Origin of the sequence: Aquirufa sp. (assembly GCF_044342065.1) — a bacterium.
Lineage (GTDB): Bacteria > Bacteroidota > Bacteroidia > Cytophagales > Spirosomataceae > Aquirufa.
In genome coordinates, this window is record NZ_JBIIQN010000028.1 from 19,766 (window position 1) to 33,509 (window position 13,744).

At 40.0% G+C, this 13,744-nt stretch carries 18 protein-coding genes; 9 read left to right on the forward strand and 9 right to left on the reverse strand.

The features are described from left to right. Window positions 1-110: 110 nt before the first annotated feature. Complete coding sequence (locus ACIQZ2_RS09560; RefSeq protein ID WP_395768630.1) at window positions 111-563, reverse strand: hypothetical protein; 453 nt, start codon at window positions 561-563, stop codon at window positions 111-113. 262 nt (window positions 564-825) lie between these two features. Here ACIQZ2_RS09560 and ACIQZ2_RS09565 point away from each other — a divergent pair, with 262 nt between their 5' ends. Next, window positions 826-1,548 carry a hypothetical protein gene (locus tag ACIQZ2_RS09565; protein WP_395768631.1) on the forward strand — a complete coding sequence of 241 codons (723 nt, stop codon included), beginning with the start codon at window positions 826-828 and terminating at the stop codon, window positions 1,546-1,548. Window positions 1,549-1,659: 111 nt separating this feature from the next. Further along, entirely contained in the window at window positions 1,660-2,001 is a 342-nt protein-coding gene (locus ACIQZ2_RS09570; RefSeq protein ID WP_395768632.1) for a hypothetical protein, read from the forward strand. Window positions 2,002-2,008: 7 nt separating this feature from the next. Here ACIQZ2_RS09570 and ACIQZ2_RS09575 read toward each other — a convergent pair whose 3' ends face one another. Further along, window positions 2,009-2,770 (reverse strand): hypothetical protein, encoded by a 762-nt coding sequence (locus ACIQZ2_RS09575; protein WP_395768633.1) that lies wholly within the window; start codon window positions 2,768-2,770, stop codon window positions 2,009-2,011. A 9-nt stretch (window positions 2,771-2,779) separates the two neighbouring features. Next, window positions 2,780-3,526, reverse strand: a complete 747-nt coding sequence (locus ACIQZ2_RS09580) for a hypothetical protein (RefSeq protein ID WP_395768634.1) — start codon at window positions 3,524-3,526, stop codon at window positions 2,780-2,782. 294 nt (window positions 3,527-3,820) lie between these two features. On the opposite strand from ACIQZ2_RS09580, the gene ACIQZ2_RS09585 reads away from it, so the two are divergent. Then, entirely contained in the window at window positions 3,821-5,137 is a 1,317-nt protein-coding gene (locus ACIQZ2_RS09585) for a Gfo/Idh/MocA family protein (protein ID WP_395768635.1), read from the forward strand. Here ACIQZ2_RS09585 and ACIQZ2_RS09590 read toward each other — a convergent pair. Then, window positions 5,132-6,829 (reverse strand): GMC oxidoreductase, encoded by a 1,698-nt coding sequence (locus tag ACIQZ2_RS09590; RefSeq protein ID WP_395768636.1) that lies wholly within the window; start codon window positions 6,827-6,829, stop codon window positions 5,132-5,134. The genes ACIQZ2_RS09585 and ACIQZ2_RS09590 overlap by 6 nt on opposite strands. A 2-nt stretch (window positions 6,830-6,831) precedes the next feature. Then, entirely contained in the window at window positions 6,832-7,728 is an 897-nt protein-coding gene (locus ACIQZ2_RS09595; protein ID WP_395768637.1) for a sugar phosphate isomerase/epimerase family protein, read from the reverse strand. 68 nt (window positions 7,729-7,796) lie between these two features. On the opposite strand from ACIQZ2_RS09595, the gene ACIQZ2_RS09600 reads away from it, so the two are divergent. The 3 genes from ACIQZ2_RS09600 to ACIQZ2_RS09610 are packed head-to-tail and all read left to right on the forward strand — an operon-like array spanning window position 7,797 to window position 8,956. Next, window positions 7,797-8,285 carry a putative quinol monooxygenase gene (locus ACIQZ2_RS09600; RefSeq protein WP_395768638.1) on the forward strand — a complete coding sequence of 163 codons (489 nt, stop codon included), beginning with the start codon at window positions 7,797-7,799 and terminating at the stop codon, window positions 8,283-8,285. A gap of 12 nt (window positions 8,286-8,297) precedes the next feature. After that, window positions 8,298-8,666, forward strand: a complete 369-nt coding sequence (locus ACIQZ2_RS09605) for a DUF2200 domain-containing protein (protein ID WP_395768639.1) — start codon at window positions 8,298-8,300, stop codon at window positions 8,664-8,666. Then, window positions 8,663-8,956, forward strand: coding sequence for a hypothetical protein (locus ACIQZ2_RS09610; RefSeq protein ID WP_395768640.1), 294 nt, complete (start codon window positions 8,663-8,665; stop codon window positions 8,954-8,956). Before ACIQZ2_RS09605 ends, ACIQZ2_RS09610 begins: the two co-directional genes overlap by 4 nt. Here the strand turns inward: ACIQZ2_RS09610 and ACIQZ2_RS09615 are convergent. Both ACIQZ2_RS09615 and ACIQZ2_RS09620 read right to left on the reverse strand, forming a co-directional pair. Beyond that, window positions 8,953-9,906, reverse strand: a complete 954-nt coding sequence (locus ACIQZ2_RS09615; RefSeq protein ID WP_395768641.1) for an alpha/beta fold hydrolase — start codon at window positions 9,904-9,906, stop codon at window positions 8,953-8,955. The two genes, ACIQZ2_RS09610 and ACIQZ2_RS09615, sit on opposite strands and share 4 nt — an antisense overlap. Then, complete coding sequence (locus ACIQZ2_RS09620) at window positions 9,906-10,118, reverse strand: DUF4287 domain-containing protein (RefSeq protein ID WP_395768642.1); 213 nt, start codon at window positions 10,116-10,118, stop codon at window positions 9,906-9,908. Before ACIQZ2_RS09620 ends, ACIQZ2_RS09615 begins: the two co-directional genes overlap by 1 nt. A 61-nt stretch (window positions 10,119-10,179) precedes the next feature. Here ACIQZ2_RS09620 and bla point away from each other — a divergent pair, with 61 nt between their 5' ends. Further along, entirely contained in the window at window positions 10,180-10,911 is a 732-nt protein-coding gene (gene bla / locus ACIQZ2_RS09625; RefSeq protein ID WP_395768643.1) for a subclass B1 metallo-beta-lactamase, read from the forward strand. Window position 10,912: 1 nt separating this feature from the next. Here bla and ACIQZ2_RS09630 read toward each other — a convergent pair whose 3' ends face one another. Then, window positions 10,913-11,164: a 4a-hydroxytetrahydrobiopterin dehydratase gene (locus ACIQZ2_RS09630; protein WP_395768644.1), complete on the reverse strand. Its 252-nt coding sequence runs from the start codon at window positions 11,162-11,164 to the stop codon at window positions 10,913-10,915. Window positions 11,165-11,332: 168 nt separating this feature from the next. Between ACIQZ2_RS09630 and ACIQZ2_RS09635 the strand changes: the two genes are divergently transcribed. Next, the gene (locus ACIQZ2_RS09635) at window positions 11,333-11,764 is read left to right on the forward strand and encodes a ubiquinol-cytochrome c reductase iron-sulfur subunit (protein WP_395768645.1); all 432 of its coding nucleotides are present in this window, start codon (window positions 11,333-11,335) and stop codon (window positions 11,762-11,764) included. A 181-nt stretch (window positions 11,765-11,945) separates the two neighbouring features. Here the strand turns inward: ACIQZ2_RS09635 and ACIQZ2_RS09640 are convergent, their stop codons facing one another. Beyond that, complete coding sequence (locus ACIQZ2_RS09640; protein ID WP_395768646.1) at window positions 11,946-12,857, reverse strand: LysR family transcriptional regulator; 912 nt, start codon at window positions 12,855-12,857, stop codon at window positions 11,946-11,948. Between the two features lie 259 nt (window positions 12,858-13,116). Here ACIQZ2_RS09640 and ACIQZ2_RS09645 point away from each other — a divergent pair. Further along, the coding region (locus ACIQZ2_RS09645; protein WP_395768647.1) for a sodium-dependent bicarbonate transport family permease at window positions 13,117-13,744 on the forward strand (628 nt) is incomplete at its 3' end.

Sequence of the window (13,744 nt, forward strand, 5' to 3'; positions counted from 1 at the left end):
GGGGTGAGCGCTTTATTTGCTGTTTTTGTGGAATTAAGAAACTCTGCACTGCTAAGATGAAAAAATAGGGGGTTTCAGTTCATATAAACGCGGCTGCATAAAAACAGAATTTAATCGCCAATTTGAGATTTTGCTAAATCATCAAATATACCAACAGGCGCCTTGGGGTAACGTTGGCTTATGCCCGTATTACACATGTCAGTAGGAAAAATACACGACTCCTCCATGTACCATTTATCTTGTTTTTTCCGAAACAATGCGCCTACAAAACAGCAATCATGTGCTTCGTCTTCGCTCCAAGTGATCTCTTTTCCATCTTTGCGTAAAGCCTCTCCCGTAAAATAGGCATAGCCTCCGCCCACTTTAAAATGATTTACCTTGTAAATAAATTCTTGTTTGAACCCTTGGTACATGGTGGCTCTTAAGATATCCAACATCATCGTACGGTCCTTTTCATTAGCCGCAGATTTAACTTTAAAATTTAAAATGGCTTGGGCATTTGCCGGTAAATTCATGCAAAGAAGGCATGCTAATAGACTTAAAATGGTTAATCGTTTTCTCATAATTAGGGAGGTTTAGGTTATCTAGGCAAGAAAAATAGTTTTGATATTACAATTGGTAAAATAATTTCATAAGCTGTAAACCTACTAAATATTGCCAAAATCTGCTAAATGGATTATATTTTTTGACGCGTATCCTGAATTTTTACTATACGCAATACGAAGTATTTTATGAAAGCTCGCGATATCATTTGGCGAGAAAAACCTACATTTGAATAATTAAACCTACTTGGCTGTTAGTGTTTAATTTATGAGTATGTCAACCATGGAAAAGCTTAAATTTACAACAATGCCTATTCGTTTCGTAGCCATTATTTTGTTTTCTACTCTAGTATTTTCTTGCGCGAAAGAGTCAAAGGAGCCCCTAGCTTCAGTAGTACCTAATAATAAGGTCTATATTTTTATTGAGCCTCAGTCCAAAACAGGGATTATGGTGGATTATTTGAAAACGAAGCCGAGTAGCGCCCAAACAGTTAGTAGTACACCGTTTTATGGATTTTTTGTAAACTCTATCAAGCCAACTAATTATACTGACTTTTTAAACTACATCGACATGCCCTTTTGGTATGACGGAACGCTACCGGCAATTATTCAGTCGGATATTCCGCAAACTTCGGGAGGTAGCGACGATTTTGGTCAATATATGAGGCAGTATAGTTTTAATACAATTAAAATTAACAAAGGTACCCTCAATGAGTTTGGTTGGGTAACGGTTTTAATTCCTGTGAGCGCTCTAGCGAATGATGCCAAAAAATTAATTTCAATTGGCTATTATGCGAAAAATGGCACAAAGATTGTTTCAAGTGGGACTAATTCAGCTACGATGATTAATACAAATTCGATGTTGTATTCGTATCTATTGGACTACAAGGGAACCCGAATTCCAGCCGGGAAGTATAGAATATATAGTTCACATGGAGATCCAGCGATGAGAATTAGATTCAATGATGTTAACGATGTCTATTTTTTTGGCGGAACGGCTAATTAATTTGCGGCTCGAGATTTAGCTTTATTTCAAATTTATAAATGGAAATAAAACTAATTTCTTATGCTAAGAATTAAGTCCTAATTTTATGCCAAATTGTAACAATTAAATCTCATGTCTTTACCCAAACTATCGCTCCTTCTCAACATTCTTGTTCTAATTCCGGTATGTTCGGGATTATTTTTAAAGGCTAACTGGGCCGTTGATTCCTTTGGAATTGAAACTCCGGCACGCGGGATTTTGCTTTCGATCTATTTCGCAATTCTAATTTTCTCAGCTGTTTTACTGTTTAAATTTGATGCCAAAATGGAGATAGCGCTTTTATCGGTTCAAATCATTTATAAATTTTTAAGCCCCTTTATGGTAGGCACGCTGACCAACCCGGTCATTATCAGCAACGTATTTATTGCGGCATTCCATTCATTCAGCGTTTGGAAATTGTTAGGGCAAAAATAACAATGGCTTAGTCGATAAATTTTTCATCTTCTTCATAGGGTATATTGTACAATCCATACTCATAGGCAGTTTTCATGTATGGCTCATGGCTAGCTAAATACTTTTCTATAGCTATTGCTTGAAGCGAATAAATGATGTCGCTACAATCGGTATTTAATTCACCCATAACGAAAGCCTTAACGATACTTTCTACGGAGAAATTTTTCATTAATGTGTTATCAACTTTAATCTTTTTTTGTTTCTCAAATGGGAACGAAGTTTCATATTCATAAGGCAATTTATACTGCTTATATTCAATTGGCTGCTCTTCAGTAAGCCGCATAAAAATAGCTAATAAGGCTTTGTCATTTAGTTGTTGGCAAACACGATGTGTTAACAATTGGGCGAATGACTCGGCAAACAAAGGGGTCATTTTACTAAAATCTCCTTTATTAAATTTTTCTCGGGCATGAAAATGGAAATAGTGGGCCGTCTCGTGGATGTATATGATTGTTGTGAATAATTCTACGTCTATAGCTTTTTTACTTGCCGATACTGCTATTTTCTTTGGACAGAGGTGAATTGAATCGCTAGTTTTATCATTAAAATACCCTAGTGCATCATAAAGATTTTCGTTATCTACAGCAGGGTCAAATTCGGAATCGTCAAGAATAATGTTGGGATTTGGTAAATTAAATTCATCACGATTTAGCTCACGGATATTGGCTCCTGAAAATATAAGATGTAATTCTTTTTGGATAGCGTTTAGCAGCTGTTGGTTTAGGGGCATAAAATGGTATTAAAAGAGGACACGCTTAATTAAATCCGCTGATGGCCCTGTCGATCCCCGCCTTGATGCAAGGCGAGCAATTTTGGGCATCATTTTTCCCTTGATATCAACGTAGTTATGATAAATCTTGCCACTTTTATCGACAAAGTCTTCATGACCACTCAAAAGGTCGTTTTTGTGTGAGATATTTTTGCGCTTCATTAACGCGCCCTGCTGATGTGTTATTAGGTATTTAAGAACGCCAGCCGACGTACTTTCGGGTGCAACAAAACAAAAATCCCAATCATCATTTACTAGTTTGCCGTAGCTGGTAATTTCCTTTATCAAATGCTGGTGTATTATTTTTTGGAATTTGATATTCTCTGTTAACTCAGTGCGCATGTCCTTGTAGTTGATTGCAAAAGGGTATAGATCTATTAATAAGAATCCTGACTGCATAAACGCATTAATTCGGTCAAATTTCTTCTTTGTATTATATCCGACAGCTTTTAATGGTGCTGTTATATAGGAATTTAACCCATCTACATAAATGAAATTGCCCGTATCCGGAGCACATTCTCCCAAAAGGATATATTTTATTGTCTTTTGTGCCTTTTTAAATCCGCCGATGTATTCCTTTTTCTTCTCCTCTCTTTTTTTATAGTCTGAATAGGCTGGCATTGTCATGTTCTTTTTTCGTCCTTGAAAAAAGGTATTCCAGAGTGATTCATATTCAATTTTTGTCAACATGTTTTTAGTGCTAAGTTTAACTTCCATTTGCGCGGAATTGATAAACACTGGATAGGAATTGTTAATAATTTGATACGTTACAATTATGCAAAGTCTAAAAACAATCTTACGGAAGTTAATTGAATTCCGCTAATTTTCTGAAAGGCTCTTGCATTCATGAACAAAAATTTTCCAAACTTTTGGGTATTCAACTAATTTTAGTTTGATTTGATTTTTTAGCGAAGTCATTTAGCTAAATCCATTGAAACGCTATTCTGAATTGACATACTGATAAAGTGCTCAAGGTGCTATTTTTAAAGTGTACATGTTAAATATGATATTATGAAAAATCCAAACTCGATTAAAAGACGTGATTTTTTGACTAAATCGAGCCTTGCTATTGGCTCTTTTTTTATCGTTCCCCGACATGTTTTGGGAGGAACTCGTCCTGACGGATCTGCTTATATAGCGCCTAGTGACCTTATTAACCTAGGATTTATTGGAACTGGTAAACAAGGAAGAGGATTAGCTAATTCATTTTTGAATACAGGAGAGGTTCGTATTGCTGCCATCTCTGAGGTGTATCAAGCAAAGGCAAACCTGTTTTTAGATCGGGTAAAAGATATTTATTCCAAATCATCAACACTAGGTAGTTACTCAGAAATACCTCAATACCAAGACTTTACAGAGTTGTTGGCTTTGAAAAATATTGATGGGGTTGTGATTGCGAGCCCGGACCATTGGCATGCAGCCATGGCGGTGCGCGCTGCTGCTGCCGGTAAAGATATTTATTGCGAAAAACCGCTCTCGTTGACCGTCAAAGAAGGACGTGCCATGGTAGATGCGACACGGAAATACAACCGTGTTTTTCAAACCGGATCCATGCAGCGCTCCTGGCCTGAGTTTAGACAAACAGCGGAGTTAATACGCAACGGCTATATAGGCGAAGTGAAATCGATCAAAGTGAATGTTGGCCCACCTCCCGTAGCGTATAATTTATCGGCTGAAGAATTACCCTCCGGATTGGATTTTGAGAAGTGGTTAGGGCCGAATGATGCGGTTCCATTTAATGCTGAATTGGCTCCGCCGATTTCAAAAGACGTGTTCCCTAATTGGCGGAAATACAAGGAATTTGGTGGCGGCGGTATGACGGATTGGGGTGCTCATATGTTTGATATTGTTCAATGGGCGTTGGATATGGATGGAAGTGGACCGGTTCAGGTGGATGCTCCCAAAACCAACGGCAACGAATTTTTGACATATACCTACGCGAATGGAATTAAGATGACGCATCAGCCTTGGGAGTGGAATAACGCGATCGAGTTTGTGGGGACGGAGGGTACGTTACGTGTACAAAGAAAGAAATTGGAAACATCAAACGCGGCCTTGAAAGATCGGGTGATTGCGCCAAATGAAAAGCACGTGTATGAAAGTACGAATCACTATAAGGACTTCTTGGCTGCGATGCGAAATCGTACACGTCCTATTTGTGATGTGGAGATTGGCCACCGAACAGCCTCTGTGTGTAACATTGGCAACATTGCCTATGAGGTCAACAAATCATTAACTTGGAATCCAAAAACGGAGAAGTTCAATGACGCTGGCGCAAACGCATTGCTTGGTCGGAAGTTGAATAAAGCGTGGGGAATTAAGTTATAAATTTAATTTCTTTTTCTCTTTCACCGCATAATCCACTGCTCTTGCGGTCAGTGCCATATACGTCAATGATGGATTCTGTGTCGATGTCGATGTCATGCAGGATCCATCCGTGACGAACACATTCTTGCAATGATGAACTTGGTTAAACGCATTGAGCATCGAAGTTTTAGGATCGCGACCCATACGAACTCCCCCCATTTCGTGGTTTTCATTTCCAGGTAAACGCCGCGTGTCGATGGGCTGAATGTTATGAAAGCCAGCGGCTGTGTACATCTCGGTGAATTGTTGGTGAAAATCGGTCAACATCTTCTCGTCATTTTCATCATACCCAATCGAAACGCGAAGCTGCGGAATGCCGTATTTGTCTTTCAGCTGTGAATCAAGGCGAACCGTCGAGTGGGCCTTAGGAATTGTCTCCCCCATCATACCTACGTTGATGTGCCAGTTGCCAAGTTTCGGATTCAATAATGCCTGTTTTAGGGATTCTCCCACATGCTCTTTGGCACTGTCAACCATCCTGCTGGCGGTAAGATTACTCGCATAGCCGCGCAAGAAATCGGTCTCTTGTTTATAGACATTTCTGAATCGCGGAATGTACCCGGAGGTTGGCCTTTTGCCTCCTGTTGTCTTGTCCAATTCCCCATCGTATTCCGCCGTAATTCGTCCCCGATAGCTGTGAAAAGCCATGTGCGTTCCAAGTATTCCTGAGTCATTTCCAAGGCCATTCGGGAAGCGGGACGAAATGGAATTTAATAGGATTAAGTTCGTGGCCAAAGGCGATGCGTTCACAAAAATGATCGACGCAAAATATTCCTCCATTTCAAGCGTCAGCGCGTTGACCACACGAACACCCATTGCCTTATTTTTCTTCTCGTCGTAGATTATTGAATGAACCACCGAATGTGGTTTTAAGGTCAAATTTCCAGTCTGGTATGCCGCGGGCAAGGTAGCCGAATTACTACTGAAATAGCCGCCATACGGGCAACCGCGTTCACAGAGTGTCCGACTTTGGCATTGGCTACGGCCTACTGTTTGGTGAATTATTTCGGCCTGACTTAAGTTGGCCGTCCGCGCACTGATCACATGCCGATCCGGATATTGACTTTTGACTACTTGCCCAAAATGCTTCTCTACACAGTTCAATTCATAAGGCTTCAAAAACTCCCCATCCGGCAAAGTTTCTAAGCCATCTTTATTGCCTGAGATTCCCGCGAACTTTTCCACATAACTATACCAAGGAGCCAGGTCATTATAGCGAATGGGCCAGTCGACGGCAAATCCGTCACGCGCAGGTCCTGTGAAATCAAAATCACTCCAGCGCTGGGTATGGCGGCCCCATAACAACGAGCGGCCACCCACATGGTAAGCCTGAATCCAATCATAAGGTTTGTCTTGAATGTAAGGTTGCTCGCCGTCTTTGGTTAAAAAATGGGACGTCGCTTCGGTAAAAATAAAATTCTTGCTGGCGGTTTTATATTCCTTTTTTACCTCTAATGGAACTTGGCCCCGGTGCGGGAGATCCCATGGATTATGCATCATGGTAGGATAGTCGGTTACATGTTTGACGTCTCGCCCACGGTCTAGAAGTAAGGTTTTTAAGCCTTTTTCGGTGAGTTCTTTGGCGGACCAACCGCCACTGATTCCAGAGCCGATGACGATTGCGTCAAATGTTCGTTTTTCTTTCGTGCCCATACCTACTTCCAAAAAGTGTCAAATGTTTTTCTAAATTGAGGAAAAGCAATTTCCGGTTCTTGAATCTCCGGGTGCCAAAGCTTCTCCCATTCAAAGCTGTAATAACCCGCGTAACCACCCTTTTTCAAGGCTAGAAGTGCTTCACGAACCGGGGCATTTCCTTCGCCCAACAGGGTATAAGTTTCGCCTTTTTCGGTTAACATCGCATCCTTGATGTGTGTATGAAATATGTATTTTTTCAATTGGCTATACATGTAGGTGGGGGATTCTTTCGTCACCGACCACATGTTAAAGAAGTCCCAAACGAGGCCAACGTTCGTATGATTCGTTTCTTGCATGATGTGCAAAAGCATGTCGCTTTTGATGACTTTCCCGTGTGATTCAAGCAACACTTTGACACCACTTGATTTCGCATAATCTCCTAATTCTACTAAGCTTGAAATGATGGCGCCGACAGTCGCTTTTTCATCTTGATCTTTGGGAAGGTCGTTAGGGAAAACACGTATAAAAGGGCAGTTTAATTGTTGGGCCAAATCAATGTATTTTTTGGCTTCATTGAGATTTTTTTGACGCTTATCAGGATCCAAAAAATGCATGTTGGCTGATGAGCCTAAGTTGACAATTTTAAGCTTTTTATCCTCCGCTTCTCGTCTTGTAGAAGCTAGGTTCGACGCTGAAAAGATGGGATTTTTGGGAAGGTCTAAGTCGCCTTTTATCCCCCTGATTTCAATACCGCTGTAGTTATTTGTGGAGGCATGTTGAAGCGCCTGAGAAAATGTCCAAGCTGGACAGCCTAAGGTGGAAAAGGAAAGAAGTGGTTTTTTAGGTGCCGCAAAATCCAAGGCTGATAAGCCTAAGAGTCCTGAGCTTTGCTTCAAAAATTCCCTGCGTTTTATCATTTTTACTTCGATTGAAGGGTAAATTAGATAAAAATCTGATAATTTACCATGTGTCTGATTTCCACCACATGTACTTTATGAAAAAGCGACTACTTACAATACTCTTTTCATGGGCCATTTCTCTGAGTTATGGCCAAAGTTTTCAGGTCAAAGACCTTGCCAAATCGGTTGGTTTTTGGGAAGGGGAATTAACCTATTTGGATTATGGTGGCGGCCAACTTCTTGCCCAGCGGCCGAATGAAATGCACAGAATTGCTAAAATTAAAGTGGATCCCAAGCAGCTCGATTTATATAAATCCCTGTTAAATGAGCAGATGCTTGCGGCGATTAAATTGGAGCCAGGGGTTTTGTCCTATACGGTAGTCGCCGACAAGAAAGATGCGTCAAGCATGACGATATTCGAGGTATATGCGAATCAAGAAGCCTATCAATCCCACATACTTACCGCCCATTTCAAGAAATACAAGGCGGCTGTGAAGGATATGGTGCTGTCTTTGGAATTGATCGATGTAGACCTAATTATAAATACAAAAAAGGAAAACATGTATCAGATCTAGATTGTCTCAAAGATGTCTGTAGATAAAAATCAAGACGAGCGTTTTGCTCAGATGACCTTTTCAACGGTTTACCCGCTCTATCTAGCCAAAGTAGAGCGTAAGGGTCGGACCAAAGCTGAATTACATCAAGTAATTCAATGGCTCACGGGTTTTGATGAGGCGGAATTGGCCCAAATGATTGAAAACAAATCAAGTTTTGAGCGCTTTTTCGAAAAAGCCACATTGAATCCGAATGCTTCCTTAATTAAAGGGCTTATCTGTGGATACCGCGTGGAAGATATTGAAAATCCACTGACCCAACAGGTTCGGTATTTGGATAAAATTGTGGACGAACTTGCCAAAGGAAAAGCGATGGAGAAAATTTTAAGAAAATCTGCATGAACAATAGCCAATCATTTAAAGAATCCCTCGCATTAGATGCGCCAGATGAGCAGCTACCCTTCATTTTGAAAAGCCTGTGGTATGATGCCAAAGGCGACTGGAAAACTGCACATGACCTTGTCGATCAATTGCCCGGCTCGGAGGCTGCCTGGGTACACGCCTATTTGCATCGCAAAGAGGGTGATAATTGGAATTCGGATTACTGGTACGCAAAAGCAAAAAAGACTAGGCCCAACATTTCTTTGGAAGCAGAATGGGAGAGTTTGGTCACGTATTTTTTGGCTACTTAGCGCACAAATTTTTGGATTGATTCCGCCACTTTCCCAGGGATTTCTTCCATCGGAACATGCCCAACATTTTTGTAGATTTCTGCCCGACTTCCTTGTATATCGCGCAAGAAATTATCCACATTATTTACGCCAATCAGATTGTCCTTGTCGCCCCACAAGATTAACGTTGGGGTTTTGATGTCCTTAATTTTGGGAACATCAGAATTCAAGAATCGCTTCGAACTTCCCGTAAAGGATCCTTTAAAAATTTGTAAAGCAGCTGCTCGGTTTCCCTCTCGAATTGCCACATCGTGAAAACGTTCCACTTGCGCATCCGTAACGCGAGCGGGATCGTAGTATACCGTCTCTAAGCTTTTTCGCACTAAAAACTTAGGCGTCGCATACAAGAGTAGGTTATTGATCACCGGTGTGGAGGCAATTTTAAATCCCAGAGATCCACTCTCCCCTTTTTTCGGATAGCCCGCCGCATCAATTAAGACCATTTTAGCGAGTCCCTTCGGATTATGTAAAGCATAATTCCAAGAGATAGCCCCACCCATCGAATTGCCCACTAATATGAAGCGCTTAATTTTCAGGCGGGTCGTAAATGAATCGATGAATTTCGAATAATAGGGGAAATTATAAGCATTTTCTGGCGAAGGCCCCGTTAAACCAAAGCCCGGCAAATCCAAGCTTATTACGCGTCGCTCAGCTTTCAGGCTCATTGCAACACTGTCCCAAGTATTTAAAGAGGATGACATGCCATGCAACAAAATCAAGGGCACCGAATCCGTTTGCACGCCCTCATCGCGGTAGTGAACCTTCATTCCTAGGACGGGCATGAATTTTGAATCTTGATTCGCATACAAGGGAATCAGCTCCTCCACTGGACGATCGCTTTCACAAATAAAAATCAATAGGATGAAAACAAAGGCAACGATGCCCCCAATAACTTTAGCAAGTAGTTTCATTATACGGTTTTTCCTTTAAATAATGCAAAAATGGCCATGGCGTGTCCATGCCCTAATTCAAAATCGTCCTTCAGCCAGTTCGTAATTTCAGTGGCTTTTACGCATAATTGGCCTTCTTTCAAAAATCCTTTTGCTGTAGCAAGGATTTTAAAATCTTCCGGACTTTTTCTGGTCTTCTCTTGAATGTTATCGAGGTAAGCTTGGAAGGACATTATGTTATGGTATTTACATTCAAAACTACGGGAATCTTTCGAATATTTGCTAGCTTTAACGATGAAAAAGTTCTTAATACTTCTCGGCTTTTGTTTGGTATTTTCAACGGCCCGGGCTCAAAATAATTCTTGGGACCTTTCGAATGTCCTTATCACCCAAATTTCTGAAAACACTTTCGTTCATACTTCTTATTTACAAACCAATGATTTTGGCAGGGTGCCATGCAATGGATTAGTTGTGCTTAGCGGTTCGGAGGTTGTTATTTTTGATACCCCAACAGACGATGCCGGATCCAAAACCCTTATTGCATGGATAGAAAATATATTGCATGCGCGGGTTAGGGGTGTAATTCCGACGCATTTTCACAATGATTGTTTAGGCGGCTTGCAAGCATTTCATGATAAAGGCATTAACTCGATAGCGAATAAGCAAACGCTCGAGTTGGCTGATGCCAATCACGCCGTTGTACCCAAGCAGGGATTCGGCCAACAAACAGTTCTACCTTTTGGAACAGATCAGGTAGAGATTCGATATTTTGGGCAAGGCCACACGCAAGACAATGTGGTTGGCTATTTCGCGAAGGATCAGGTACTTTTTGGGGGTTGTTTGATTAAAGAAATGGACGCATCCAAAGGCTTTTTAGGGGATGCAAATCTGAGCGAGTGGTCTTCGACGGTAGGTAAAGTTAAAGCCGCATTTCCGCAGGTTAAATGGGTGATTCCAGGTCACGGGAAGGTCGGGGATGGTAGTTTGTTGGATTACACGATTCGCCTCTTTTTACCTAACAAGTGATTTATTTTACAAATCGGAGATAAAGGCTATCGAAAAAGTTGGCTAATTCCTTGTCTTTCTCGGTCACTTGATTCCCTGCATCATGTGTCGTCAACTTGACATACAGTTGATTATAGGTATTGCTCCACGTGGGGTGGTGATTTTGTTCGCTGATGTACGGGGTTGCCAGCACCATAAAACGCATGACATCTTCAAAGTTGTTGAATAAATACGTTTTTTCAAGTGCTTGATTACTTTCTTTCCAATTAATCATCCCATTTTCTTAAATTCTAAAACAAAACTACGTGATTATATATTTGTTTTACCCTGCCTTGTTTATTCGATTAAATCTTGCAAGCGTACTAGAATAAACATACCGGGCTAAACTTTTTTACTAAAAACAAGTTTAGCATTTGAAATTCATCTTAATCCCAATGCTTTTATGAAACGCGGAGAATTTTTATCAACAATTACAGGGCCAATATCCCTTGCTTGTGTGGCCTGTTTAGCTAGCGCTTGTTCCAAAGAGGAAAATGGTGCACCGGCTGCCGTTAATGCACCTTCTCCCAATAGTGGGTTTTCCGTTAATTTAGATACGGAATTAAAAGCGGTAAATAACTTTGTGGCTAGAAGCGGAATCATCGTTATTCGAACGGCAAGCGGCAACACTGCAGCTAGCTTTGCGGCTTATTCTTCTGTTTGCCCCCATGCAGGAGCCACTGTTGAATACAACGCAAACTCTTCCTCTTTTTTATGCGCAGCACATGGGTCAACTTTCAGCTCAACAGGAGCATTGATACAAGGGCCAGCAACTAGGGGATTAACTAAATTAGCAGTAGATATTTCAGGGACTACACTTCGAGTTAAGGCTTAAAATTAGACAAGCTAAATAATAAAAAAAATTAATAGTAAGCATAATAAAATTAATTTTTTTTTATCATTATCATAATTTAAGTTTGTGTCGTAGACAAAATACGTTTTACGATTTCGTTTGAGTACTTTAATTAATGAAAAGGGTTGTTTTTATAAAGCCAGGCAGTTTTGCTTGGCTTTATTTATTCAAAATGGGATTTTTTAATAGCATCCTTGTTTGCTAAGATGTAATTCGTAAAAGCTTTTGCGACGGGGGATGGACTTTTTTCTTTGTGCCATATTAATTTCCAGGTGTTACGAATAGGTAAACCGCTTCGCGGAATGATGGCTAGTTGGCCATTTTTTAACTCATTTTTTATGCCAATCTTAGGCATGATGGAATAACCAAGTCCCGCCATGATGGCTTGTTTTACCGCTTCGTTTGACACCAATTCGATTTTTTTCAGGACATGAATTCCCTGCTTTTTTAGATAAGACTCCATGATTTTTCTTGTTCCAGAGCCATTTTCACGAAATATAAGTGGGAGCTCTTTGTTGAATTCTTGAAAAACAAATTTTGGCTTTAGTTTGGCGGTTTCTGCATTACCAACTAGGTATAGTTCATTTTCTAAAATATCGATATGATCAAACGTAGGGGTGTTAATATCTGTTGAAATAAGGCTGAAATCAACTTCATTATTCTCTAAACTTTGAAATACTTTTTCTCTATTCGTTACATCGATGCTAATTTCTACCCCTGGATTGTTTTTTAAAAAATCTGTTAAAAAATACGGAAGAACATATTTCGCAGTAGATACGATTGAAACCTTAAGCCTACCCAATAATTGATCCTTAAATGCCATGGTTTTATAATTTATAGCATATACTTGTTCAATTATTCCTTCGGCAGATTTTGCTATTTCTAAGCCAAATTCAGTAACGTATATTTTTTTTCCAATGATTTCAATCAAAGGTATTTCGAATTGTGCTTGGAAATTTTTTATCTGTATTGAAACAGCAGGCTGTGTCAGGTTTAATTCCTCGGCTGCTTTCGTAATACTCATTGTTTGCACAACCTTTAAATAAATCTGTAATTGGTTTAACGTGTAATTCATAAGCGAGATTAATATATTCCATTATAAACTTAAATAAAAATTATCAATATTGGAACCCTTATTTTGTGAAAAATTTTGAATTCAACTAATTATTTCGGCAGATGCTATTTTCTCACCTTTCCTTTTTGTTTCATTCGCAAAGGGAAAGAATTCAGCTTTTTGATTTTGTTTACCCGGTTTGATATGTTGATAATTAGCCTTTTGGTCATTGATTTATTGCGCCTAATTCTATTACCCTTATCTCCAAATTAATCTTTTCATGTCGAATTTTGAGTTGCTCATATTTAATCTTAAAAATCCCACCCTACTCTTTTTCATTTTAGGTGTAATTGCTAGAACAGTCAAGAGTGACTTAGAAATCCCAACGGCTTCTAAAGGGTTTATTGCGCTGTATTTGCTTTTTTCCATTGGATTTAATGGGGGTTCGGAGCTTGCGGTAACGGGAATTACGCAAGAGGTAGTCATGCATTTACTTTTTGGCCTTTTGTTAGCTACACTTATACCAATCTACTCTTTTTTTATATTAAAAATCAAATTGAACTCCATTGACGCCGGAGCCATTGCCTCATGCTATGGATCTGTTAGTGCTGTTACTTTTGTAACGGGAGTTGCTTTTCTGGAGATGAATCAGATGACAGTTGGAGGAGAAATGGTCGCCGTCATGGCTTCGATGGAGTTCCCCGCCATTATTATGGGCGTAATACTCATGAATTTATTCCCTGTAGGGCAGCAAGCCTCCGCGGGAAAAACTCCATGGCCTTCTGCCTTGAAGCATTCCTTAACCAACGGAAGCGTGTTAATGATTTTCGGAAGCCTACTCATTGGTTTCATTTCAGACTCTAATCAATCTGAGGGTATTAAACACTTTACTTCAGATATTTTTAAAG